This is a genomic window from Gordonia sp. CNJ-863 (genome assembly GCF_001942325.1).
Lineage (GTDB): Bacteria > Actinomycetota > Actinomycetes > Mycobacteriales > Mycobacteriaceae > Gordonia > Gordonia alkanivorans.
Window position 1 is genome coordinate 69,877 of record NZ_MKKG01000008.1, and the last position, 24,839, is coordinate 94,715.

17 protein-coding genes and 2 pseudogenes are annotated in these 24,839 nt (G+C 67.6%); 3 read left to right on the top strand and 16 right to left on the bottom strand.

Features of this window, described 5'->3' with window-relative positions; genetic code table 11:
• Positions 1–3: 3 nt before the first annotated feature.
• The 8 genes from BJF87_RS04615 to BJF87_RS04660 all read right to left on the bottom strand — a co-directional run bounded on the left by BJF87_RS04615 (position 4) and on the right by BJF87_RS04660 (position 13,610).
• Positions 4–3,246, bottom strand: coding sequence for an exodeoxyribonuclease V subunit beta (locus BJF87_RS04615; protein WP_075862730.1), 3,243 nt, complete (start codon positions 3,244–3,246; stop codon positions 4–6).
• 1 nt (position 3,247) lies between these two features.
• Complete coding sequence (locus BJF87_RS04620) at positions 3,248–6,058, bottom strand: PD-(D/E)XK nuclease family protein (RefSeq protein ID WP_075862731.1); 2,811 nt, start codon at positions 6,056–6,058, stop codon at positions 3,248–3,250.
• 57 nt (positions 6,059–6,115) lie between these two features.
• Positions 6,116–6,619 carry a hypothetical protein gene (locus tag BJF87_RS04625; RefSeq protein WP_075862732.1) on the bottom strand — a complete coding sequence of 168 codons (504 nt, stop codon included), beginning with the start codon at positions 6,617–6,619 and terminating at the stop codon, positions 6,116–6,118.
• A complete protein-coding gene (locus tag BJF87_RS04630) occupies positions 6,619–8,454 on the bottom strand; it encodes a DUF2075 domain-containing protein (protein WP_075862733.1) in 1,836 nt (611 codons plus the stop codon). Before BJF87_RS04630 ends, BJF87_RS04625 begins: the two co-directional genes overlap by 1 nt.
• 493 nt (positions 8,455–8,947) lie before the next feature.
• Entirely contained in the window at positions 8,948–9,481 is a 534-nt protein-coding gene (locus BJF87_RS26585) for a hypothetical protein (protein ID WP_075862735.1), read from the bottom strand.
• 175 nt (positions 9,482–9,656) lie between these two features.
• Positions 9,657–10,820: an acyl-CoA dehydrogenase gene (locus BJF87_RS04645; protein WP_075862736.1), complete on the bottom strand. Its 1,164-nt coding sequence runs from the start codon at positions 10,818–10,820 to the stop codon at positions 9,657–9,659.
• A gap of 159 nt (positions 10,821–10,979) precedes the next feature.
• A complete protein-coding gene (locus BJF87_RS04650) occupies positions 10,980–11,666 on the bottom strand; it encodes a TetR family transcriptional regulator (RefSeq protein ID WP_075862737.1) in 687 nt (228 codons plus the stop codon).
• 234 nt (positions 11,667–11,900) lie between these two features.
• A complete protein-coding gene (locus tag BJF87_RS04660) occupies positions 11,901–13,610 on the bottom strand; it encodes an AMP-binding protein (protein WP_075862742.1) in 1,710 nt (569 codons plus the stop codon).
• Positions 13,611–13,830: 220 nt separating this feature from the next.
• Here BJF87_RS04660 and BJF87_RS04665 point away from each other — a divergent pair.
• From BJF87_RS04665 to BJF87_RS04675, 3 genes and pseudogenes are all read left to right on the top strand, one after another.
• Positions 13,831–15,896 (top strand): annotated as a pseudogene (locus BJF87_RS04665) (acyl-CoA dehydrogenase).
• Between the two features lie 171 nt (positions 15,897–16,067).
• Positions 16,068–16,240 (top strand): annotated as a pseudogene (locus BJF87_RS27065) (catalase); the annotation flags it as partial.
• A gap of 22 nt (positions 16,241–16,262) precedes the next feature.
• Entirely contained in the window at positions 16,263–16,979 is a 717-nt protein-coding gene (locus tag BJF87_RS04675) for a hypothetical protein (RefSeq protein ID WP_006358546.1), read from the top strand.
• Here BJF87_RS04675 and BJF87_RS04680 read toward each other — a convergent pair.
• From BJF87_RS04680 to BJF87_RS04715, 8 genes are all read right to left on the bottom strand, one after another.
• Positions 16,961–17,602, bottom strand: a complete 642-nt coding sequence (locus BJF87_RS04680) for a hypothetical protein (RefSeq protein ID WP_006358545.1) — start codon at positions 17,600–17,602, stop codon at positions 16,961–16,963. The two genes, BJF87_RS04675 and BJF87_RS04680, sit on opposite strands and share 19 nt — an antisense overlap.
• Positions 17,599–18,042: a hypothetical protein gene (locus BJF87_RS04685; RefSeq protein WP_006358544.1), complete on the bottom strand. Its 444-nt coding sequence runs from the start codon at positions 18,040–18,042 to the stop codon at positions 17,599–17,601. The genes BJF87_RS04680 and BJF87_RS04685 overlap by 4 nt, the downstream gene beginning before the upstream one ends.
• On the bottom strand, positions 18,039–18,833 hold the full coding sequence (locus BJF87_RS04690; protein WP_006358543.1) for a hypothetical protein: 795 nt from the start codon (positions 18,831–18,833) through the stop codon (positions 18,039–18,041). The genes BJF87_RS04685 and BJF87_RS04690 overlap by 4 nt, the downstream gene beginning before the upstream one ends.
• Positions 18,834–18,898: 65 nt before the next feature.
• Entirely contained in the window at positions 18,899–19,876 is a 978-nt protein-coding gene (hemB, locus tag BJF87_RS04695) for a porphobilinogen synthase (RefSeq protein WP_006358542.1), read from the bottom strand.
• A gap of 13 nt (positions 19,877–19,889) precedes the next feature.
• Positions 19,890–21,572: a bifunctional uroporphyrinogen-III C-methyltransferase/uroporphyrinogen-III synthase gene (locus BJF87_RS04700; protein ID WP_006358541.1), complete on the bottom strand. Its 1,683-nt coding sequence runs from the start codon at positions 21,570–21,572 to the stop codon at positions 19,890–19,892.
• A 49-nt stretch (positions 21,573–21,621) separates the two neighbouring features.
• A complete protein-coding gene (gene hemC / locus BJF87_RS04705; RefSeq protein ID WP_006358540.1) occupies positions 21,622–22,566 on the bottom strand; it encodes a hydroxymethylbilane synthase in 945 nt (314 codons plus the stop codon).
• The gene (locus tag BJF87_RS04710; protein WP_006358539.1) at positions 22,563–23,939 is read right to left on the bottom strand and encodes a glutamyl-tRNA reductase; all 1,377 of its coding nucleotides are present in this window, start codon (positions 23,937–23,939) and stop codon (positions 22,563–22,565) included. The genes hemC and BJF87_RS04710 overlap by 4 nt, the downstream gene beginning before the upstream one ends.
• Entirely contained in the window at positions 23,936–24,763 is an 828-nt protein-coding gene (locus BJF87_RS04715) for a redox-sensing transcriptional repressor Rex (RefSeq protein ID WP_006358538.1), read from the bottom strand. Before BJF87_RS04715 ends, BJF87_RS04710 begins: the two co-directional genes overlap by 4 nt.
• Positions 24,764–24,839 lie beyond the last annotated feature (76 nt).

Sequence of the window (24,839 nt, forward strand, 5' to 3'; positions counted from 1 at the left end):
TTCTCAGCGTCCTGCCAGGCGCAGACCTCGTTCGACGACGGTCGCCTGCCCGGGCCGACAGAACACCAGCTCCAGCCGAGACACTTTCTCCCCAGTCGCATTTCGCAACAGATCGGCGTAGATCGCGAGTTGCGCCCAGTAGGCCTCGAGGGTGTCGGCGGAAACCCCGACGTCGGTCTTGTAGTCGACGATGACCAACGAACCGTCGTCGTCGCGGTACACCAGGTCCGCGATGCCCTCGACCACGGTGACACCGTCGGGCCCGGAACCGGCGAGCTGCATTTCCTTCCAGTGCTCGCGGACGGCAGCCCGCTGAACGGGTGCCGACTGCAACGCCGACCGGGCCAGCGCCACGAAATGATCCACGTCGACGACGCCGGCGAGTGCGGCCGCACGCCGGGCGATCTCGTCGAACTCATCGTCGACCGCGGTACCCAAGGCGACCTGTTCGAGAAGCGCGTGCAGGGCGGTACCCAGCGTCGCGCCGCTGTCGGGGCTCGCGGCGCCGACCGGGATCTGTTCGGCTACCGGCGCTGTCAGCCGTCCGGAATCCCGGTACCCCTGCAGCACAACTATTTCGGCGTCATCGACGCCATGGACGATCCGCGTCGCCGAGTAGGAGACGCGGAGCGTCGAGGCGGTCTCGATCGCGGCGGTCTCTGCCGACCAGTCGACCCAGGCCTGTCGTTCGTGCTGGGCGATCGCTTCGTCGTCGCGCCTGACCGGTTCGACGAGCTCCGGAACGTCGTTGGGCAATCCCTCCAGCGCGGGTGCGAGCGCGGCTCCCCAGGATGCGTTCTTCCCGACGTATCCGGAGACCGCGAGGTGACTCTCGGCGCGCGTGCAGGCGACGTACAACAGGCGCTTCTTCTCCGCCTCGGCATGCGCTTTCTCGATCTTTGCCGCTGCCGCATACCCTTTCGACGCCACGTTCTTCGACGCGCATGCCTGCAGCTTCTCGTCCTCGTCCCACAGCAGCGGTTCGGGCTGGGTGCGGAATCCGCCGCTCATACCGGCGACGACGACCATCGGGAACTGCAAACCCTTGGCGGCGTGGATGGTCATGATGCGCACGGCGTCGACACCGATCTCGGGGAGGACGGTCTCGGCCACACGCGCGTTCTCGTCGGCCTGGGTGGCGGCCCAGTCGATGTAGTCGCGCAGCGACCCACGATCTTCGGCGTACCAGGCGCGGGCCTGGTCGATGACGAAGCGGAGCCGTCGCCAGACGTCGCGGTGACGGGGGGAGTCCATAGACACCTCGAACACCCGACGGTCGGTGGCCAGGCGGCTCAGCAGTGCGCCCGGGTTCAGGTCCCCCAGTTCCGAAGACAGAGCCTCCAGGTATGCACATGCGGCCGCCACCGGCGACTCGGCCAACTCTGTGGTGGGCGCATCGGCGTAGATGCTCCATCGGCCGTCGGCGGCCTTCCAGCGGAGCAGGTCGTCGTCACCGCAGCCGAACAGCGGGGTACGCAGGGCGGCGACGAGTGCGGCCTCGTCGGCGGTGTTCGCCAGTGCGCGGCAGGTGACGAGAAGGTCGTGCACCTCTTGCGTCGAGTACACCAGACTCGCTGCCTCCGAACGGAACTCGATGCCCGCGGCGTCGAGGCTCTTCTCCAGGAACGGCAGTACCGCGCGCGACGGGATGAGGATGCAGATGTCCTTCCAGCGCAAAGGGACGTGCTGGTACGCATCCCCGTCGAATGTCTCCTTGCGCCAGCCGTTCTCGATGGCGGTGGCGATGATCCTCGCGACGTCGCGCGACTCGCGTGCGCGGAGGGCTTCGGCGGGCGAGAGTGCGTCCTCGTCGTGGACGGGTTCCTCGGTGTCGGGGAAGACGAACGGCTTCGGTCCCCAGGAGAGGTCCCAGCGGGGTCGGCCCAGGGCCGGGTCGAGCGGCGTGTACTCGGGCTGCACGTGATGCTCGGCGACGATGAGCCGGCCGAAGACGGCGTTGACCCAGTCGAGGACGGGTCGCGTGGACCGGAAGTTGGTGGTCAGCTGTACGACGTCGGCGGGCGGGGTGCCATCCCGCGCGGACATGTAGGCCGCGATGTCGGCGCGCCGGAAGCGGTAGATGGATTGTTTCGGGTCGCCGACGGTGAAGAGCCGGCCGGCTTCGTCTCGACCGGCGACGATGCGTTGTGCCAGTGTGAGTTGCAGCGGATCGGTGTCCTGGAACTCGTCGAGGAGGACGCGCTGGTAGCGCTGATGGGCGGCTGCGGCGACCTCCGGCTTTCCGAGTACGTCGCGGGCCAGGACGAGCAGGTCGTGGAACTCGAGCTGTCCGCTGCGCTGCCGCTCGCGCGCCTCGTCGAGGACGATCTCCGACAGGTGACGGACCACCACGCGCACCGCGCCGTCGACGTAGGTGCCGACCACGTCGGAGCAGATCTCCTCGCGCAGCGCCTTGGCGGCGGCTTTGATCTCTTTGCACTGCGTTACACCACCGCGCCACGCCGACCCCCGACCCACGTTGCCGAGTTTCGGGCACAGGTCCACCATCGGAACCCATCCGAAGGAATCACGTTCCGCGGCAACCAGTATCCGCCATTCGCGGAGTTCCTCGAGTTTGACCGCGAGTTTGTCCTCCGGATCGAGACAATCGTCGAGCTTGTCGATGATGGCGTCGGTCTCCCACAGGATGCGGTCGATGTCGGCGGGTGCGATGCCCTGGGGGTTGTCGTCGAGGGTGAGGCGATCCCAGTTGCGGTCCAGCGCATCGGCGAGTGTGCGCATCTGGTCGAGTGATGCGCCGGCGGCCATCACGATGCCCATGGCGTCGACCAGCATGGGTGGGGCGTCGTCGGTGAACAGTCGGGTGCGCATGCGGCGCCAGCGGCGTTCGAAGGACAGCTGGGAGCCCATGGCGTCGACAACCGCGATGCGCGGTGGCACACCGGCTTCGAGGGGATGCTCGCCGATGATGCGGGCCGCGAACGCGTGCAGCGTGCCGATGGCTGCGGTGTCGATCTGTTCGAGAGCGGCTCGCGCACGGTCGGTGACGTGTGTGGCGAGCTCGACACGCACGCGTTCACGGAGTTCGGCTGCGGCTTTCTCGGTGAAGGTGATGGCGGCGATGGCATCGAGTTCGATGCCATCGTGCAGCACCAGGTGACAGATGCGGCCGACCAGCGAATGGGTCTTGCCGCTGCCTGCGCCGGCTTCGACGAACAGGGTGGCGTCGGTGTCGGTGGTGATGCGATCGCGCGCGGCCTGGTCGGCGAGTTGTGCTGCGGTCATCTCAGCCTCCGTACTTCTGCACGTAGTCGGACAGTTCGTCGACGTGTTCCAGTGCGGCCCAGGCGCGTCGCAGCCCGGCACGTCCGAGGAGGTCGATGACGGGCAGGTCCCAGTGGGTGTCTTCGATCTTGGGCGGGAAGTAGCCGGCCCGGATCGACTTGTGCACGAGCGTCATGTCGTCGATGAGGGTGGCGACGACGTCGTCGGTGACGGGGTAGCCGACCGATGCGAACTTGCCTTTGCTGGTGATGAACCAGTAGCGGGCTTCGACGTCGGCGCCGAAGGTGCGGGCGAACAGTCCGTAGACGGGGAGCTGGAATTGCAGACCCGAGTTGGTGGGTGTGCTCTCGGCGAGGTCCTTGTATTTGTCGGCCTTGCCGGTCTTGTAGTCGGTGACGCGGATGCGGCCGCCATGGTGGCGATCGATGCGGTCGACCTGCCCGCGGAAGCGAATCCTGTTTTCACCCAATGCCAGTGAGACCTCGTGACTGCCTTGCGCGTCGAGACCGAAGTCCGCCTCGGCGTGAGTCGGCCGCCAGCCGTCGGCGGCGTCGGCGTGGTCGTGGGTGAACCATTCGTCCAGGTCGCGCATGATGGTGCCGCGGTCCTTGGCCCACAGCTGTTCGAGCCAGCCCGGACTGTTGGCCTGCGCCTCGTCGAGAACTTCTGCGGCGACAATCCGTAGGCGGGCGAGGTCGAGCTCTGCGCCATCCATCGTCTCGCGGACATACCGCTCGAGGATGGTGTGGATCAGGGTCCCCCGCGTCAGCGCGTCGATCTGGGCGATCTCATCGGGGTCGTCGAGGGCACGCAGCCGCAGGATGTGTTCGAGGAAGTACTGATAGGGGCTCTGCACCCACAGTTCGAGGCCGGTCGGCGACACCGGCTGATCGAAGGTGGTGATGAGTTCGCTGACCGACGACAGGTTGCCGTTGAACCGGGTGAAGCGGCCGTTGAGGCGGTCGCTGCGCATGTGCATGCCACGGTTGATGATCGGATCGTCGAGCGCGCCGCGACGACTGTCTGCTGGGACGGCGGCGAGTTCGCGGAGACGCCACTCGGTGGCGGAGGCGGCGGAGGCGCCGATGCGCTCGTCGGCGCGCTGGGCGGCGACGTCGAAGGAGTCGACTGCGACGATCTGCGGTGAATTCTCCGTCGCGCGTTGCCAGTTGACGACGTCGACGTCGCGGCCGGCGAGGTCGGCCAGCGCCGGCAGCAGCCAGCGGGACGGTACCTTCTCGGCGCCGCCGCGCAGGCTGCCGCGCGGGAAGGTGACGACCCGTTCGGCGCGCCCGGCACTCACGGCACCGGCGAAGGCGAGGCGTTGACGCTCCATGTGATCGCGGGCGGTGATGCCGATCAGTTCCGGCGGGAGAAGCGGGTCGTCGCGGCGGGGTGCTGGCACGATGCCTTCGGCGGCACCGATGACGACGCAGACGTCGAGGTCGCGGCCGACGCCGGATGAGATCGGTGCGACCGTCACGCCTGCACCCGACGTCCCGTGCATGCCTCGGTGCGCGTTCAGCCGGATCGAAACCGCGTCGAGCACCCGAGCCGCGGTGCGCTGCGGTGCGATGCCGTCCATCAGGGCGATCCCCGCGCAGTCGCCACGGATCGCGGCGAGGTCGGCGGCCGCGGTCTCGCGTTTCGGCGTGCGAAAGTAGGTGTCGAGCAGGGTGTTCAGATGTTCGGCGACGGTCGCCCAGTCCGGCGCGTCGACGAGAGCGCGAAGGTCGGCCTGCAGCCGACGCACGTACGAGTGGACGGCCGCGGCCCTGGCGTGGTGTTTCTCGTGCGCACCGACGCGGGTGAGGCGCTCCCAGTCGGCGCCGCCGACGATGGGTTCGTCGCTGCGCGTGAGGCGTTCGAGTTGGGGCTGCGTGATCGGCGTGTCGTCGAGTTCGGGGCGTCGGAGGGCGCCTTCGGCGAGGAGGGTGAACAGTTCCCGTCGGGGCATCGCGTCGTGGTCGAGTGCCAGAAGACCGAGTAGTGCGCGACCGGTGGGACGGTCGACGAGGGTGTGGCATTCGGGTCCGGTGAACGCGATGTGGCCGGCGGTCAGGTGCTCGTGGAGCAGCGGAAGGTAGGGGTCTTCGGTGCCGTAGAAGATGCCTATGCGGTGACCGGGAACCCCGCTGGCGAGGTGTTTGCGGACCAGCCGGACGACAGCGCGGATCTCGTCGTCGGCGTCGGAGGTGTGGATGACCTGGGTGGGTGAGACGTGGGTGTTCGCGTCGATGGTCTCGCCGCGGCGCTGGAGCTCACGGAGAAGGGCTTGCTCAGCGGGCGTGTGAGCGGCCGGGTGATAGACGATCACCGCCCCGAGCTCGTCGAGTCGTTCGGCGGCGGCCGAATACGCTTCGTGCTGAAGGTAATACGAGCCGGTCAAACGCGCTGTGGTGGTGCGATGGATGCGCAGCAGGTCGGCGACGAGTGGCGTCGGCGACTGCATCGCGGGCTCGGCGATACCGGTGAGTTCCCAGGCTGCGCTCGCGAGAGCCTGTGACGTGATGGGCTCGTCGGCAACTTCGGCGAAGACACCTGGTGCGTCGGCGAGAACTCGCTGGATCGCCGCCTCCAGGAGCGGATACGGCAACGGTTGGCGAGGCGCAAGCGCGGGGGCGGCGAGCTTGTCCGCCACCTGCGCAAGCGTGAGGACGCTGGTGTTGGCCACCCCCTGCGTCCGGGCCAGGTGGTGCAGGATGTCCCGGCCGGAGCCGTGGCTCGGCACGACGACGGTGACCTGGGTCAGCGGTGAGCCGGACTTGGCGATCGCGACGCCCACGTTCAGACTCTCGACATCGGCGGTCATAGGCCCGATGATGCCAATCCTGTCTGACAAACTCGGCCTGTTCGTCAAGACCAGCGGTTAGGAATGTCGTCTACCACGGTGTGCAATCCGGTCCACAAACTCGGACCACACACTATCGCCGATGATCGCAATTGACTCGGCCCCTGGCGTCGCAGCCCGGCGAATCCCCTCTGAGATATCGCGCGGTAGCACCTCGCCGTATGCAGTCGGAACTGCCCGCGCAGACGCCATGAGTTCGATGTCAAAGCGGAACGGATACTTCACAGCCGACTCAGTAACTTCGTCCGGCCAATAGGCACCCGACTCAAGCACCAGCGGGGATGTCACCTTGAATACATACACGTCGAGGAGAGCAGTCACCCATTCCTCCGGCTGGCAGCGGGGGCCTCGCTTGAGACCGGTGGCACATGCGCCGATCACCTGCCAGTCGAACCTCGAGTCCTTGTTCCAATCCACAGGCTGCCGCTTCAGGCCCCATCGTCCGTTCGCTATCCCGAACTGAAGATTTCGCTGAACATCGCTGGACTTACCCGAGTATGTCGTCAGCACCGATGCCAGCATCAGTTCGCCTCAACCAGCGAACGGAGGAACTCCTGTGTCTCGGCATCCGTTGAGTACATCCGCATTCCACGCATCCCACGGGTCAGCAGAACCTTGTAGGTGTTGCGGATCGCACGGTCAAAGGCGGTACGGTCGGCCTTCTTGACCTGCTTGTCGTGGCTGTATTCGGGTCGCGCAACCCAGTGGTCGGTACGCCACACCAGGTCGGGGCCGAAGATCACGGCGCCGTAGTCGTATTCGAACCCCTGCGCCGTGTACACGCAACCGATCTGTCCGAAGCCGGCCGGGTCAGTCGCCCAGAACTCGCGGCCGGGCGCCTCGCCGTGCTTGGTCGACTTCGGGTTGTTCCATGGACGCCGCCAGCCACCGATGCTGATGTCTTCGGCGAGGGGCTCCCCGTTTTCCGGAGTGCTCCAACTCCAGCAGTATCCGGCGGCTATGCGTGCCGAGTAGCCGTCTTCGAGCATCCGTTGCAGGCGCGTCTCGATGATCGACGGACCATCGTCAACCGAGACCTCAAAAGCCTCGTCACCTTCCCACGTGATGGGTCCGCCTGGTTTGAGTTCCAAGAGACGCTGTACCCAGTAGTCATAGGCCTGGCTTCCGCCGCAACGGAACTGGCCGTCGAGGGATACGACCTTGAACGTGCAGCCCATCCGTTCGGCCGCTCGACGAATCTCCTCAACGCTTCCGCGCTCGGTCGGCTTGACGATCTGGTCCTCGTCGAGCAGGAACACCGGAACACGAGCGGCATCGATGAGCTCCTCGACCTGAGGCCGGTCGGTGCGGTGAATGGCGCGGGTGAACCGGTTGGTCGAGGTCTCGCGGATGCGGTGAGCCTCGTCGCAGATCAGGACATCGAGGTCGTTGGGCTCGGAATTGATGAAGTTGTTGTAGTAGGTGAAGAGTTTTTGCACGCGCGGTGCGCGGGCGCCCGCCACCTTGCGGAGGGTTTTGGTGAACGCCGACGAGCCCGTCGCGTGTACAGCGCTCCTGCCCTGCCTGGCGAGTTCGCCGAGCAGACTGAGAGCGATGACCGACTTTCCAGAACCCGGTCCGCCCACCACTGCGATGACCTGCTTGGTGTTCTGTCGGGCCGCTTGCTGGACAGCGCGCATCACGAGCGAGTAGGCGACCTTTTGCTCGTCGAGCAGCACGAACTGCTCACGGCGCTGGACCTCGTCGGCCGCTAGTGCCATGAGTTGCTTGCTCGGTCGTACTGCCGACGACAGCAGCTGGTCGGCGGCGTCGGAGCCGGGTTTGTCGGCGATCCGGGACTTCAGGAAGTCGACGAGTTCGCCGCGACGCTGTCCGGTGAACATTCGCCCCGTTTGGGATTCCGGATATCCCCACAGCGTGCGAACCCCGTCGTCGCTGGCGTTGTGGAGGTACGCGACACCCGCGAGTTGATCGGAGCTGCCCGCCAGACTCGCGATGAAGTCCGCGATATGGGAGCAGTACCGCCTGACCTGTTCAACCGGGTGGAGACGCTCACGGTCTCCGTCGTACAGAACGACGTCTTCGGTGCCGTCCAGCAGCGTGGCGGAGGACCACTGCTTGAGTTCGACGACGACATAGGACGGCTCGCCCGTCTTCGGGTGCACGCCGCAGACGACGACATCGGCACGCTTACTGGTGAGGGGCAGCCGATATTCCAGGAGAAGCTCGGCCTGCTCCAGGCCGGCGTCCTCCAGGTCGCCGACGAGCACCGCGACACTGCGTTCCCAAGACCTCACCTCCGCCTTGGAAGCGTGGTAGCCGTACTCGAAAAAGTGTTGTTCGACCAATGTGGGGATCAGGGTGTTCGCGGTGATCTGGGCGCGTACGCCCGACACCGAGGCTCGAAACAGCGACAAAGCGGCTCCAGGAAGACACGAAGGACTTCCCGCTCGGGTTGGAGCCTTGTCGTGGAGACGCGTCTGTCGGGCCGTAGCGGATTACGTGTGCAGTGTAGAGCCTGTGCCAGACACCGTCCGCCGCACGGCGACTTCTTGCCTGAGTCCTACGCCCCGCCAAGCGAACGACGAACACTCCGCATCGGCGCGAGCAAGCCTGACGCCGAGTGTGTTGCGGCAGCGAGTTCCCTGGCCTGAGCGACGACATCCCGGTCCCACTCCGGGAGCAATCCATCGAACCGCTGGTCCAGGAGCCACGGTGCGTCGCTCGCCGCATACGCGGCGATCGCGTCGAGGAAAACCTCCATCCAGCGGACTCGGCGTAGTTCTGGCCACCCCTCACCCACCGAACCAACGAAATTGGCTGCGCCACAGTTGCTTCCGCGCCTCGACACCGGAAACGTCGACGAAGCTGCCCTGTTCGGACCGGTCTTCACTTTGCTGAAGGTACTCGTCGACCTCCATCGCCAGTCGGCTGAGCAGCACTGAAGACGGCGGGGTCGGGCGTCACGAGAAGAATGTCGAGTTCGAGTGTCTGCGCTTCGCTCTGGAGTGCGTCGAGCAGCGCCGCGAGGATCGCACCCCGACGGTCGCCGAGTCCGCCGCAACCGATCCCCAGGACAGGTAGCGCTACGCGTCGGAGGGCGCGGCCGACAGGCTCCGGCAGGTCCGATGCCTTGATGTCGCGCAACGTCTCTCGAAGCGTGTCGACGAGTTCGGCCCCTTCCACCGGGACATCATCGGCGACGCTGATGAACCACACCGGGTCCCCGGTTGCGCTGCGACCGAAAGGCGGTCGGGGCCAATCTTCCGGACACGCCCGCTGGACATCTCCCGCAACCGCCTTCCAATGCGGTTCGACGACAAACGAGTGGTCCGTCGGGACGATCACGGCGTCGTAATCGAAGTTCTCGATCCTGCCGTGCAGGACGAACAGATGACCTCGGGCAGTGGAGTTCTCAGACACGAGACGACTCTAGAATGCCTCGGTGAGTCGCCCTTCCCGCGGGACCGTTTCCTTCCCGCTTGCCGGCTAGCACCCGCGGGAGGGAAATGGCACCGCGCGAAGGAAATGGCACCGCGGGAACGAAAACGCCCCGCCGGCAATGCCGGCGGGGCGAATTCAGCTGAGAATCGGGCGATCAGCGAAGCAGCGCGCGGCTCATGACGACGCGCTGGATCTGGTTGGTGCCCTCGTAGATCTGGGTGATCTTGGCGTCGCGCATCATGCGCTCGACCGGGAAGTCGCGGGTGTAGCCCGCGCCACCGAAGAGCTGGACGGCGTCGGTGGTGACCTCCATGGCGACGTCGGAGGCGAAGCACTTGGCAGCGGCCGAGATGAAGCCGAGGTTCTTCTCGCCCCGCTCGGCGCGCGCGGCCGAGGTGTAGACCATCAGGCGTGCGGCCTCGATCTTCATCGCCATGTCGGCGAGCATGAACTCCACACCCTGGAAGGTGCTGATCGACTTGCCGAACTGCTTGCGGTCCTTGGTGTAGGCGATGGCCTGGTCCAGGGCGCCCTGCGCGATACCGACGGCCTGTGCGCCGATGGTCGGGCGGGTGTGGTCGAGGGTCTGCAGTGCGGTCTTGAAGCCGGTGCCCTCGTCGCCGATGATGCGGTCGAGCGGGATGGTGCAGTCCTCGAAGTACAGCTCGGCGGTGGGCGAACCCTTGATGCCGAGCTTCTTCTCCAGCGGGCCGACGGTGAAGCCGGGGTCGTCCTTGTGGACCATGAACGCGGAGATGCCGTTGGCCTTCTTCTCCGGGTCGGTCACGGCCATCACGGTGTACCAGGTCGACTTGCCGCCGTTGGTGATCCAGCACTTGGAGCCGTTGAGAACCCAGTTGTTGCCGTCCTTGCGGGCACGGGTCTTCATGCCGGCGGCGTCGGAACCGGCCTCGCGCTCGGAGAGCGCGTAGGAGGCCATGGCCTCACCGGAGGCGATGCCCGGGAGCACCTGCTGCTTGAGCTCGTCCGAACCCTGGAGGATCAGGCCCATGGTGCCGAGCTTGTTGACGGCGGGGATCAGCGACGACGAGGCGCACACGCGGGCGACCTCTTCGATGACGATGCAGGCCGCGATCGAGTCGCCGCCTTGGCCGCCGAACTGCTCGGGGACGTGGATGGCGTTGAAGCCCGAGGCGTTCAGCGCGTCGAGGGCCTCCTGCGGGAAGCGCGAGTTCTCGTCGACGTCAGCCGCGTGCGGCTCGATCTCCTTCTCGGAGAGCGCTCGGATCGCCTCACGCAGAGCGACGTGCTCCTCCGGAAGCTGGAAGACGTCGAAGTCGGGATTTCCGAAACCCATGACAACTCCTCACGGCACGGGGTGCCAAATTGGTGGTTATTGACCAGTGCATCACGGCACTCAGTGCCATGTCAACGCACCGCGGCACCGCAGGAATGCGACCCACGTCACCGATTGTCCTCGCCGGTTCCGTTGTTGTCCCGAACCTGACCGACCCGGTCAGGCTTTCCGCAGCTCATCGGCTACGCGACGGGCCACCTCGTCGGGCGAGGTGCCCGCCGGATAGGTCACGACGGTGACTTGTTGCGGCAGGTCCTCGGCGTCGGTTCGGTCGACCTCGGCACCGAGTGCCACCGCCACCCGGGCGAGCTCACGACGTAGGCGTTCGAGCGTTGCGTCGGCGTCGCCGCGGATCATCTGCCGGAGCAGGTAGTTGTGCGTGCCGGTGATCGCCGCGACGTAGGCGACGATGCGGACCGGCGGCTCGTCGGGCAGGCGCCGGCGCAGGAACTCCTCGAAGGCGCCCTGGTAGCGGTAGGTGGTGACGAGCTCGCGATCACGCAGCGCGGGGACCTCCTGCACCACCTGGGCGCGCCGGACGGCCAGGTCGCGGTCCCGCCGGAAATGGCTGAACACGACCTCCGCGGCGGCGCACACCGCCGACCACGGATCACCCTCGAAGCCGGCCAGGGTGTCATCGACCTGCGCCAGCAGGGATTCGTGATCGGCGAAGATCACGTCCTCCTTGGACCCGAACTGCCGGAAGAACGTGCGACGCGACATCCCGGCGGCCGACGCGATCTGCTCGACCGTCGTCGACTCGTAGCCGTGCTCGCTGAACAGCCGGATCGACTCGGCGACGACGAGCATGCGGAAGCCCGCGCTGTCGACATCGGCAACTGACATGGGTCAAGTATCACCACATGAGCGTCCGCACGGGCGCACGACCCGAATCAGTGGTCGGCGGTACCGAGGTCCTGCCGGCCGAAGGCGCCCGTCGCGCGCGGCGTCACCTCCACCTGCTCGTCGACCAACATCCCACGCCGGGGCCCGAGACGGGACCGCCTGGCCGCGAGGCCACCGCCGCTCCTGCGCTTCGGGTACGGATTCGGTTCCTGCCCTACGTCACTGGGCGCCGGGTCACTCGGCGCGGGCTTGTGCACGGAGCTCGCCTTTCAGGACCTTGCCGGTGGGGGTGCGCGGCAGGTCGTGCGCGAAGACGATGTCGCGCGGCACCTTGTAACCGGCGAGCAGGCGACGGCCGTGCTCGATGAGCTCCTCACCGGTCAGCGTCGCCCCGGGGTGCAGCAGGACGTAGGCGCGGGGGCGCTCGCCCCACTTCTCGTCCTCGACACCGATGACCGCGACGTCGACGACGGCGTCGTGGCTCACCAAGGCCTGCTCGACCTCGATGGTGGAGATGTTCTCGCCGCCGGAGATGATGATGTCCTTGGCGCGGTCGCGGAGCTGGATGTAGCCGTCGGGGTGCATGACGCCGAGGTCGCCGGTGTGAAACCAGCCGCCCGCGAACGCCTTTCGGGTCTCGTCCTCGTCACGGAAGTATCCGGCCATCACGTTGTTGCCGCGCAGCACGATCTCGCCCATTGTCTCGCCGTCGGCCGGGACGTCGACCAGCGGAACCTGATCGGCGACCACCACCCGGGCCGTCTCGGCCTGCACCATACCCACGCCCTGGCGGGAGAGCTTCGCCGCACGATCGCCGGGTTCCAGTGCGCTCCAAGCATCTTGGTACTCGCAGATGGTGTACGGGCCGTACACCTCGGTGAGGCCGTAGACGTGGACCACGGTCACGCCGATCGCCTCGAGGGAGCCGATCACGGTCGGCGACGGCGGCGCGCCGGCAGTGGTGATGTGCAGCGGCCGGTCCAGCCGATGTGCCCGCGGCGAGCCGACGATGGTGGTGCAGACCGTCGGCGCTCCGCACATGTGGGTGACACCGAGATCGTCGATGGCATCCCAGATCGCGTCCGCGCGCACGGCACGCAGACAGACGTGGGTGGCACCGGCGTGGGTCACCGCCCACGGCGTGCACCACCCGTTGCAGTGGAACATCGGCAGCGTCCACAGATACCGCGACGAACCGGTGAACTGGTTGTGGAAGGTCTCGCCGAAGGAGTTCAGGTACGCGCCACGGTGGGTGTACATGACGCCCTTGGGCTTTCCGGTGGTTCCCGAGGTGTAGTTGATCGAGATGATCGCGTTCTCGTCGTCGACCGTCCACGGGATCGGCGTCGCATCGAGGTCGTCGGCGGAGGCCAGGTGGTCGTCGTAGGAGACGAGCCCGTCGATGCCGGCGTCGGAAACCGGACCGGGTGTCACCCCGAACTCGGGATCGGCGATCTCGACAACCGTCTCGACCTCCGGCACCTGCCCGATGATCGCGGCGACGGTGTCGCGGAACTCCGCGTCGAAATAGAGTGCCTTGGCCCCGGAGTGCTCGAGGATGTAGACCAGCTCGGGTCCGGCGAGTCGCGAGTTGAGGGCGACGAGGACGCCACCGGCGAGCGGCACCGCATAGTGCGCGATCAGCATCTCCGGGATGTTCGGGGCCAGGTAGGCGACGCGATCACCGGGCTTGATCTTGGCGGAGAGCACGCGGGCGAGCCGCTGAACATGGTCGGCGAACTCCGCGTAGGTGTGCCGACGCTGCCCGTAGATGATGGCCGCGCGGTCGGGGAAGACCGCCGCCGAACGCTCCAGGAATCGCAGGGGGCTCAGCTCGGAGCGGTTCGCGCCGCCCCAATCCGTGGTCGAGGGGCCCGGGCCTGTAGACACATCGGGGGACGGGGCTGCGCCAGTCCCGGACACATCGGGGGTGGAGACCGACATCATTCCTCCGTTTTCTCGCGACCGTGTGAGAAGGGCCGTGGGGTTTGTGACGGCCCATACGTGCGACGGCGATCTAGGGTACTGATCACATGGAAGTGCCTGCACCCTCCGAAGTGGGGGTTCGACGCCGACACCGTGACCGGATTGGTGCACTCCCCGAGCCCGTAGCGGGCACCACAAAAGGTGGGACGGAGGCCTGCGCACTACGTACGGTGGTTCCATGGCAACTCCCACCGAGAGTCCCACCCCGTCGAGTCCCACCTCATCTGGGCGCACCCCGATCGCCAAGGAACCGACCGTCGACGATCCGGTCACCCCGGCCGGTGTCTCCGCCGACGACGACCTGTCCGCCGACGAGCGCGCGCTACTCGTCGACAACCTCCGGTTCGTCCTCGACGGCCGGTGGCGGGCCACGAGGGAAACCGTCCGCGAGAACTCCAACCGCGCCGACCTGCTCCCCGATCCCTCCTGCACGCTGGAGGAGGCACGCGCCCACACCCTCGAGGTGATGCGCGAGCTGGCGTCGCAGGGTTTCGCCGCCGCCGGATTCGCCGCCGATCACGGCGGCACCGGCGACATCGGCGCCTCGATCACCGCGATCGAGATGCTCGGCTACGCGGATCTGTCGCTGATGGTGAAGGCCGGCGTGCAGTGGGGTCTGTTCGGTGGTGCGGTCGAGAACCTCGGCACCAAGCGCCACCACGACAAGTACGTGCCGGGCATCATCGACCTGGACGTCCTGGGCTGCTTCGCGATGACCGAAACCGGGCACGGCTCCAACGTGCAGGCCATCGAGACCACCGCCACCTACGACCGCGACGCCCGCGAGTTCGTGATCCACTCCCCCACCCCGTCGTCGCGCAAGGACTACATCGGCGGGGCGGCCGAGCACGCCCGGTTCGCCGCGGTCTTCGCCCAGCTCATCACCGGCGGACCCGGCGAGGAGCCGGAGGGTCGAGGCGTGCACTGCTTCGTCGTACCGATCCGCGACGAGGACGGCAACGACCTACCCGGCGTCACCACCAGCGACTGCGGCTACAAGGGCGGTCTCGACGGCGTCGACAACGGTCGCATCATGTTCGACAACGTGCGCATACCGGCGGAGAACCTCCTCAACCGCTACGCCGACGTCGCCGAGGACGGCAGCTACAGCTCGCCGATCGAGAACATCAACCGTCGCTTCTTCACCATGCTCGGCACGCTGATCCGCGGACGCGTGAGCGTGGCCGCGACCGCGGGTGCCGCCGGTCGCAAAGCGCTGACACTCGCAACCCGGTACGGCCTGATCCGCAAGCAGTTCGAGGCGCCGGAGGCCACCGACGAGATCACCGTTCTGGACTACCTCGGCCACCAGCGAAAGTTGTTGCCGCTCATCGCCAAGTCCTACGCGATCGCCTTCGCCCAGAACGAGATCGTCGCCGAACTGCACGACGTCCAATCGGTGGCACCCGACGACTCCGACGCCGGACGCCAGCGCCAGCTGGAGGGACAGGCGCGGGCCTCAAGGCCTACGCGACCTGGCATGCCTCGCATTCGATCAACGTCAGTCGTGAGGCCTGCGGCGGCGCGGGATACCTGGACGAGAACCAGCTCTCGATCATCCGCGGCGACATCGACGTGTTCACCACCTTCGAGGGCGACAACACGATCATGATGCAGCTCATCGCCAAGGAACTCCTCTCGTCGTATTCCGATGATGTGCAAGGTCTTTCGGCGGGCGGCTGGGTCCGCTTCATCGCCGGGATGGCGCGCGACGTGGTGGCCGAGAAGACCGCCGTCCGCCAGGTGGTGCAGACACTGCTCGACAGTTCCGACGAGGACACCGAGAAGTCGGCACTCACCGACCGGAGCACGCAGATCCGGCTGTTCCGCAACCGTGAGGACCACCTCGTCCGCACGTGTGCGCAGCGTCTGCGCCGAGCCCTCGACGACGACAACGACGCCTTCGACGTCTTCAACAACGCGCAGGACCACCTGCTGAAGGTCGGGCACGCCCACATCGAGCGCGTGGTGCTCGAGGCCTTCGTCGAGGCGATCGAGAACTGCGATTCCCGTTCCGCCGCAGAACTGTTGGGCAAGGTGTGCGACCTGTTCGTGTACTCCGCCCTCGAAGCCGACCTGTCGTGGTTCATGATGCACCGGCACATCTCGGTGGAGCGCGCGAAGGCGGTCCGGCGCGGCGTGAACGAGCTGTGCCAGGAACTGCGCCCGCACGCACGGTCGCTGGTCGACGCCTTCGGTGTCCCCGAGGAACTTCTCCGCGCACCGATGCTCGTGAACGGCTGACCCGACCGGTAATTCATCTGACACTGTGCCCGGCCTGTATCCCTCAGGCCGGGCGCAGTCTTGTGTGCGCTCGTGTTTGGAAAGAGCACAACTCGGGCACTACTGCCTCGACGCCGCTGTGAAACCACCCGCTGCGACGCGTCCAGGGATGTGGCCACGTGCTGCATCGAGCACCTCTCGGACGGCGCGGACGCCGACAAGGGCGGCTGGGCCAGTGGTCCTACCCCGACGGGAAGCACGAGTTCAAGTTCCTCGCCGATCCGCAACCGCTCGGCGACCGCCAATCCGGTCCGCCGCCGGATCCGAAGCTCTACGCGACCTACGATGGCGCCATGGGAGACCCGCCGCTTCATCTACGGAGGTGCCATGCCTGACCTGCCCGACCTCATCACCACGCCGTTCCGCTGGCTCGGCGCTCTGCGGCACGCCCGCGTGTTCCATCCGGACGGCCTGCTGTGCGGCGGCCGGGCGTCGGTGTCCGGCGACCACCCGCTGCCGTTCCGTTCCGGCCCGGTGACGGTCCGCCTGTCGAAGGGGATCGGCACCCCTGGCGGTCTGCCCGACATCGTCGGTGTGGCCGTGCGGTTCCCCGCCGTGGCCCCGACGAACGCCCCCGCCGACGCCCCGACCCCGACCGTCACCGGCGACACCGCGTCCGGTGCCTGGGATCTGCTGCTGGCCGGCCCCGCACCGCTGTCGGGTCGTCTACCGGTGCCGCTGCCGGCCACGCACTGGGCCCCCACCGCCGTCTCGAGCCTGACTCCCTATCGCTACGACGGCGAGCTCTACTGGATTCGTGCCCGCATCATCGAGCCGACCGGGCCGTCGGGTCTGAATGTCGAGGATCTCGCCGCCTGCCTGCGCACCAAGAAACCGGTCGTCATCATCCTCGAAGCCGGGTTCAAACGGTTCGTACCCCTGGCCCGGATCGAACTCGACCACGTCCTGACCGGGCTCGACATCGACTTCGATCCGATCCTGCATCGTCCCGACGGGGTCGAGTTCGCGCCGTCGTGGCTGGGCGACCTGCGCCGGCGCGCCTACCGCGACAGCCGCAAGGGCCGTCACTCGGTGGTGTCCTGATCCTTCTTCTCGGGTTCTTCCGGATCGGTCTTCCGGGATTCGTCGCTCTCGGTGGACTTGCTCTTCCTGGTGGAGGGCGGTAGTCCCATCCGTACGGCGGCGTGCGCCTGCGTGAGTTCACTGCGGAACACCTCGACGTCGCGGGCCCATGCCTGGGCCAGATTGCCGGAGGTGAGCCGCACCCCCACCCCCTTACGACGCCGCGGCACGCCGTGGAGTTCGCCGAGCGCCGGAGCGCTCTCCCAGTCTTCGGGTGTCGGGGAGTTGTTGGCCGGGTAGATCTTCTCGATGTCGGCGAGCGGCGTCGTCACCGCGCCCTGACGCAGCGTCGTCTCGGTGAGTTCGACGCTGACGTGGCGTCGTGCCGCGGTCACCTGGACGAGCGAAAAGCCGAACAGGATCACCAGGAAGATGATCAGGACCGGCCAGTGCACCTGCCCGGGCCCGGCGATCTCCATGATCAGGACGGCGAGGACGAGCACCGGCCCGATGAGGACCACCCACCTGCTGCCGCCGGGTTCGTAGAAGAGAACCTCGCCCGGGTCCACTTCCGGTTGGGGTGCAGCCGGTTCGGGTTCGACCGGATCGACCCCGTCGGCTGGGTCGGGGGTCTCGTCGGTCACGGCTTCTTCTTGCGCGGCGTGCGCTGCTTCTTGGGTTCGGGGGCCTTGCCGGTGTACCAGGTCTCCGAGTCCGGCCGGTAGGCCAGCAGCGAGCCGAACAGGCCGATGATGGCCGCCAGCAACGCCAGGGCGAACACCGGCGATCCGAGACCGACACTGAGGAACAGCAGCATCGCGACGACGACGAGTGTCAGGGCCGACAGCGACGACCGCCAGCGCGCGTCACCGGTGAAGGCCTTGCTGCCGAGCAGGATGTAGGCGACGCCGACGATCAGGACGAGGACGCCGAGCGTCGCCGAAGACATCGACCCGGAGTCGTCGATCGCGGACAGGATCACCACGAGGACACCGAGGACGGCCAGGAGCGCTCCCGACACCACCCAGCACCGGTAGGCCCAGACGACGAGTTTCGGACGCTGCGCCGGGTCGGGACTTGTCACTGCTTCTTCGGTCCTTCGCTGTCGGGGTCGGGGGTCTCGGGTTTGCGGAGGTCGGGTGTTCCACCGCGAGCCGCGTCGCCGGGTGAATTGTCACCATACGGTGTGCCCGCGGACTGCGTCCCCGGCTCTGACGCAGACCCGTACGGGTTCGGTGTCGGCTCGTGGGGTGACGGATACGGATTGCTGCCATACGGATTCTGGCCGTACGGATTCTGGCCATACGGGTTCTGTCCGTACGGGTACGGCGCCGCGGCGGGCGGCACGGGCCGCGGCTTGCGCTCCTCGGCCATACGCCGGCAGTACTTCTCGGAGTCACCACGCATCAACAGCACCGTCGCGCCGAGCGCGGCGACGCCGCTGATGACCAACGGCACCATCGCCCACGCCGGTTCGAGGTCGCCGAAGAGCGAGAAGACCAGGTTGACGACGATATAGACGCCCATCGCACCCAGCACGATGCGCGCCCAGTTGTAGCCCTTGCGCGTGAACCACACGACCAGCGCGGTGATCGCGGTCAGGAAGACCGACATCGCGACGAGGACGCCGACGACGAAACCCGATGACGTCATGAACTGCAGCTGGTCCGCGGAGACACCCTGTTGCGGGTTGGCGCGGATCTGGTCGCGGACGAGGTCGACGAAGGTGCCGGTCTGGGCGAACAGCGCGACGATCTGTCCGACGACGACCACCACCCACAGTTCGACGGCGATCGAGATCGAATCCGGGATCGTCGGGCGCAGGTCTGCGTCGGGCTCTGACGAGGCGCGCATCGGGTCGAACGGTGCGGACATGGCACCAGCCTAATCGGAGGCGACCCCGGTCCCGTGCACGCGTCCCGGAGGCCGCCGCGGTCAGCTCAGGAGAGCCGGTTCGCGACCTCGGTGGCCCAGTAGGTCAGGATGACCGACGCGCCGGCACGACGGATCGAGGTCAGCGATTCCATGATCGCGGCGTCGCGGTCGATCCAGCCCCGCTCGGCGGCGGCCGTGATCATCGCGTACTCACCGCTGATCTGATATGCGGCGACGGGGACGTCGCTCATCTCGGCGACGTCGCGCACGATGTCGAGGTAGCTCATCGCGGGCTTGACCATCACCATGTCGGCGCCCTCCTCGAGGTCGAGGCGCACCTCCCGCAACGACTCGATCCGGTTGGCCGCGTCCTGCTGGTAGGTCCGCCGGTCCCCCTGCAACGAGGAGCCGACCGCCTCGCGGAACGGACCGTAGAAGGCCGACGCGTACTTGGCCGAGTAGGCCAGGATTCCGGTGTCGGTGAAGCCCTCGGCGTCGAGTGCCTCGCGGATGACGGCGACCTGGCCGTCCATCATCCCGCTCGGCCCCAGGAGCCGGGCACCGGCGCGGGCCTGTGCCAGCGACATCGACACGTAGCGGTCGAGGGTCACGTCGTTGTCGACGCGCCCGCGACCGTCGAGGACACCGCAGTGCCCGTGATCGGTGAACTCGTCGAGACAGGTGTCGGCCATGAGAACCGTCGAGTCACCGAGGTCGTCGGTCAGCGCGCGCAGGGCACGGTTGAGGATTCCGTCGTCCGCATCGGCACCCGAGCCCGTCGCATCCTTGTCCTCCGCACGCGGCACGCCGAACAGCATCAGCCCGCCGACACCGGCCTCGACGGCCTCGGCCGCGGCAGTGCGCAGCGAGGCAAGAGTGTGCTGGACGACGCCGGGCATCGACGAGATCGGCTTCGGCTCGTCGATGCCGTCGGCGACGAACATCGGCAACACGAGTTGCCGTGGTGCGAGGGTGGTCTCGGCGACCAGCCGACGCATCGCCGGTGTGGTGCGCAGCCGGCGGGGCCGGATCAGCGGTGCCATCGATGCACCCGGCTCACGAACGCGATCGACGGGACTTCTTGCGCGGCGGGGGCAGTGCGCCCTCGGCGCGGAGCCGGGCGGCGTGCTCGGCGAGCGCGTCGACCAGTTCGAGAACCGACGCGTTCTCCGGCTGCACGTCCACGCGCAGACCGAATTCCGTTGCGGTCTCGGCGGTCTTGGGACCGATGCACGCAACGATGGTGCGGGCGTGCGGCTTTCCGGCGATGCCGACGAGGTTGCGGACCGTCGAGCTCGAGGTGAAGCAGACCGCGTCGAAGCCGCCGGTCTTGATCATCTCGCGGGTCTCGGCGGGCGGCGGCGCGGCGCGCACCGTGCGGTACGCCGTCACGTCGTCGATCTCCCAGCCGCGGTCACGCAGTCCCTCGGAGAGGGTCTCGGTGGCGATGTCGGCCCGCGGCAGCAGGATTCGGTTCACCGGGTCGAAGACGTCGTCGTACGGCGGGAACTCGTCGAGCAGACCCAGCGAGCTCTGCTCACCCGACGGCACGAGTTCGGGGTTGATGCCGAACGACCGCACCTTGTCCGCGGTGGCCTCGCCGACACAGGCGATCTTGACGCCGGAGAAGGCGCGGGCGTCGAGACCGAACTCGGCGAACTTCTCCCACACGGCGCGGACCGAATTGGTGGAGGTGAACACCACCCACTGGTAGCGGCCGTCGACGAGTCCCTTGACCGCGCGCTCCATCTGCGCCGGACTGCGCGGGGGCTCGACGGCGATCGTGGGCACTTCCTTGGGGATCGCGCCGTGACTGACGAGGCGGTCGCTCATGTCGCCGGCCTGGTCCTTGGTACGCGGCACCAGCACGGTCCAGCCGTAGAGCGACCGCGACTCCCACCAGGAGAGCCTGCTGCGGGAACCCACGACCTTGCCGACGGTCACGACCAGCGGGCCGGTCAGGGCGTTGCCCTGCTCGTTCAGTGTCGCGAGAGTGGCCTCGATGGTGCGCTGTGCACACGTGGTGCCGTTGATGGTGATCGCCGCCGGGGTCTGCGGCGCCATCCCGTGCTCGGTCAGCGCGCTGGCCGTCTCGGCCAGGTGGCCGGACGTGGCGTGCAGGACCAGCGGGCCGGGCGCCGCGGCCAGGGCGGCCCAGTCGACCTCACCGCGCACGTCGGCCTCGGTGTGCGTCGAACCCAGCGGCATGCCGGCGTAACTCGGTACGACCGAGGCGGCGGGCAGGCCCGGCAGCACCTCGAAGGTGACCGAGTGACGCGCCACGGCGTTGACCTCGGCGAGCACCGAGTCGGTGGTGAGCGGATCACCGGCGACGACGCGGACCACGTCGTCCCCGTTGCGGGCGGCGGCCACGAGGGTCTTGGCGACCTCGGTCGGGTCACCGAGCGCCGGGCGCACCACCGACTCCTCGTCGGCCTTGTCCGCCTCCGCCGCGGATGCATCCGCGGCGGCCGCGGTGTCCGCCGCATCGGTGCCGTCGGCTTTGTCTTCCGCCGTCTTGTCGGCCTTCTTGGTCGACCGGCGGGTGTTCGGTGCGGGTTCTTCGCGGTGCGCGCTGCCGATCAGCGACACCACGGCGGCCGGGACATCGGGATCGATGTAGGCCGTGGTCGCGTTGATGATCACGGTGCGTGCCCGCACGGTGAGCAGGTCTGGGTCACCTGGACCCGACCCCACGAACAGGATCCGTCCGGGATTTGCCTTCTTCGTACGGCTCATGGGTTCGCACTCTCCTGCCCTCGCGTCGAGGGCTGCAGTTCTTTCTCTGCTAGGGAGAGTTGACGAGTTCGCCCGCTCCCAGCTCCAGCAGTTCGGCGGCAAGATCTTTACCAAGTTGGACGGCACGATCGACCGGACCCACCGCCGAAGCGCGGATCACATCGGATCCGTCCTCGGCCGCCACCGCCGCACGAAGCGACAGTTCGGCGAAGATGCGCCCGTCCTCGTCGATCGATTCGACCACCTCGGCGATCGCTCCGACCGGCGCAGTACACCCGGCCTCCAGGGCCGCGAGTACTGCCCGCTCGGCATCGATGGCCGCCCGGGTGGACTTGTCGTCCAACTCGGCGAGTATTCTCACCAGTTCGGCATCGTCTGAGCGGCACTCCACAGCGAGAGCACCCTGCGCCGGAGCCGGCAGCATGACGACCGGATCGAGCGCTTCGGAGACCACTTCGGTCCGTCCGATCCGCACGAGGCCGGCGCGGGCGACCACGACTGCGTCGAGTTCGCCGCTGGCGACTTTGCCCAACCGAGAATCTAGGTTGCCTCTTAGGGGGCGGATTTCCAAACCGAGACCCAATGCCTTAAGCTGTGCCGCCCGCCGGGGGGCCGAGGTGCCGATCACCGATCCCGGCGGCAATTCCCCGAGCACTAGATCGTCCCGGCTGACCAGCGCGTCTCGCGGGTCCACGCGGGTCGGGACGGCCGCGATCGTCAGGTCGTCCTCGGGGGCCGTGGGCAGATCCTTGTAGGAGTGCACGGCGACGTCGACCTCGTCGTCGCGGAGCGCGACGCGGATGGCGGTGGTGAAGACGCCGACGCCGATCTCGGCGACCGGTGCGGCCGATGCGTCACCGGCGGTCTTGATGATCACCAGTTCGGCCGGGTGGCCGGCGGCGGTGAGTGCATCGGCGATCGTCTGGGATTGGGTGGTGGCCAGTAGCGAACCCCGCGTACCGATACGGATCGGCGCGGTCCGGGTTTCACTCATCGGTCACCCTGCTCGCCGGTCGAGTCGGTGGTCCCCAGTCGATCGGGCGCCGAAACCGACTCGGCCGCACCTGGTTTGAGCTCGAACAATTCGCGCAGGGCCTCCGCGTAGTGATCGCCGTTGGGCGTCGACGCCAGCTGCTTCACCCGCACCGTCGGTGCGTGCAACAGCTTGTCGACGACGCGGCGGACGGTCTTGGCGACCTCGTCGCGCTGGTTGTTCTCGAGGTCCGGGAGCCGGGTCTCGAGGCGCAGGATCTCGGCTTCGACGACATCGGCGGCGCGCTGGCGGAGAGCGGCGACGGTCGGGGTGACCTCGGCCTGGCGCTGGTGGGTCAGGTAGTCGGCGAGCTCGGCGGCGACGATGGACCGGGCCGCGAGGGTGTCGTTCTCCGCGGCCTGGGTCTCGGAGTGGCCGCGCAGACCCTCGATGTCGACGACGTGCACGCCGGGCAGGCGGGCCGCGGCCGGATCGACGTTCCGCGGGAGTCCGAGGTCGCAGATGACCATCGGGGTCGACTCGCCGTTGCGGTTTCGCTCGGCGAGAGCCGAATGCACCGCACCCACGCTCACCACGGAGCCGATCGAGCCGGTACAGCTGACCACGACGTCGGCGGCGGCCATCGCGGCCGGCAGGTCGTCGAGTCCCACCCCGTGCACGGTGATCCCGTGGTTGGCGGCGATGTTGTCGGCCAGGTGGCGGGCGTTCTCGACCGTGCGGTTGACCACGGACATCTCCGTGACGCCCTCACGGGCCAGCTGGGCGGTCGCGAGGCCACCCATGGCGCCGGCGCCGACCACCACCGCGGTGCGCAGCCGGTGCGCCCCGGTCGCGGGGTCGGTGAGGAGGGACTTGGCGCGGTGCAGGGCCACGGACACGACCGATGCGCCGGCACGGTCGATGCCGGTCTCGGTGTGCACCCGCTTGCCCACGCGCAATGCCTGCTGCGCGAGCTCGTGCAGGACGCGGCCGGCCGAGTCGTTGGCGTCCGCGCTCAGGTAGGCGTTGCGGATCTGGCCGAGGATCTGCTGCTCGCCGACGACGAGCGAGTCGAGACCGGCGGCGACGGTGAAGAGATGTTCGACGGCGGCCTCGGAGTAGCGCACGTAGGCGTGCCGGGTCATCTCGTTGACGGTCATGCCGGAGTGGTCGCCGAGAACCTCGCCGACCGCCTCGAGGGCCGGGTGGAAGGCGTCGACGACCGCGTAGATCTCGACGCGATTGCATGTCGAGACGACCATGGCCTCGGAGATCGCCCGTGACGACAGCAACTCGTCGACCAGCTTCGGACGGTCGTGGTCGGAGACCGTCAACCTCTCCAGCACCTCGACGGGCGCACTGCGGTGCGACACCCCGAACAACAGAACACTCACGCTGTCACCGTTTCTTCACCCATTGCTTTTCCGTGGCGTCCGTCGGCCGCCTTCACCTCGCGAGGCGCACCGACGTCGCTGCGTGAGGAGATCTTGAGGTCGTTCCGTGGGGCCTGTGCACTGCCACGAGAGGCCTGGAACGTCAACACCTGTAGCTCCAAGGCTAGATCAACTTGTCTGACGACGACATCCGCCTCCGTCGTCAGCGCCACCGGGGTGACGTTGAGCACTTGCCGCACACCTGCCCCGACGAAGGCGTCGAAGGCCGGCCGGGCGTCGTCGTCGGCGGTGGCCACGACCCCGATCTCCACCGCGGGCTCGACCTCGGCGCAGACCGCCGCGATGTCGGTGAGCGGGGCGATCCGCGGGCCGCCGACCTCCAGCGATGTGCCCGTGAGAGCCGGATCGGCGTCGAACATCGCGGCCACCCGGAAGCCGCGACCGAAGCCGGTGTGGGCGAGCAGAGCGCGTCCGAGCTGGCCGGCCCCGGCCAGTGCGACCGTGTGGATGCTGTCGGTGTGCAAGGTCATCGAGATGCGCGCGGTGAGACGACCGACGTCATATCCGACGCCGCGGACGCCGTTCGCGGCGACATAGGAGAGGTCCTTGCGGAGGATGGCGGGGTTCACCCCGGCCGCGGTGGCCAGTTCGCCGCTGGAGGCCACCAGGACGCCGCGCTGGCTGAAAGAGCGCAGGACGTGCAGATATGTGGCCAGCCGGGCCACTGTGGGAGCCGGGATGTCGGTGGCCACCGTGGCGGCGGGCGGCGGCAGCGCAGACGCGGGAGGGTCGGCGTCGCCGGACTTCTGACGATCGGCGCCCACGCTCACCTCCACTCCCCTACGCACAGCACGATCCATCGAGGATATAACCCTCTGTGAATCTCTTCACATGGACCCT

What these genes read in the sequence shown, in the direction of transcription:
- BJF87_RS04645 (WP_075862736.1), bottom strand. Translation starts at nt 10,820, where the DNA reads ATGGGTTTCGGAAATCCCGACTTCGACGTCTTCCAGCTTCCGGAGGAG.
- BJF87_RS04690 (WP_006358543.1), bottom strand. Translation starts at nt 18,833, where the DNA reads ATGTCCGCACCGTTCGACCCGATGCGCGCCTCGTCAGAGCCCGACGCA.
- BJF87_RS04620 (WP_075862731.1), bottom strand. Translation starts at nt 6,058, where the DNA reads ATGACCGCCGATGTCGAGAGTCTGAACGTGGGCGTCGCGATCGCCAAG.
- BJF87_RS04660 (WP_075862742.1), bottom strand. Translation starts at nt 13,610, where the DNA reads ATGTCGGTCTCCACCCCCGATGTGTCCGGGACTGGCGCAGCCCCGTCC.
- BJF87_RS04625 (WP_075862732.1), bottom strand. Translation starts at nt 6,619, where the DNA reads ATGCTGGCATCGGTGCTGACGACATACTCGGGTAAGTCCAGCGATGTT.
- BJF87_RS04700 (WP_006358541.1), bottom strand. Translation starts at nt 21,572, where the DNA reads ATGAGCCGTACGAAGAAGGCAAATCCCGGACGGATCCTGTTCGTGGGG.
- BJF87_RS04615 (WP_075862730.1), bottom strand. Translation starts at nt 3,246, where the DNA reads ATGACCGCAGCACAACTCGCCGACCAGGCCGCGCGCGATCGCATCACC.
- hemC (WP_006358540.1), bottom strand. Translation starts at nt 22,566, where the DNA reads ATGAGTGAAACCCGGACCGCGCCGATCCGTATCGGTACGCGGGGTTCG.
- BJF87_RS04650 (WP_075862737.1), bottom strand. Translation starts at nt 11,666, where the DNA reads ATGTCAGTTGCCGATGTCGACAGCGCGGGCTTCCGCATGCTCGTCGTC.
- hemB (WP_006358542.1), bottom strand. Translation starts at nt 19,876, where the DNA reads ATGGCACCGCTGATCCGGCCCCGCCGGCTGCGCACCACACCGGCGATG.
- BJF87_RS04675 (WP_006358546.1), top strand. Translation starts at nt 16,263, where the DNA reads ATGCCTGACCTGCCCGACCTCATCACCACGCCGTTCCGCTGGCTCGGC.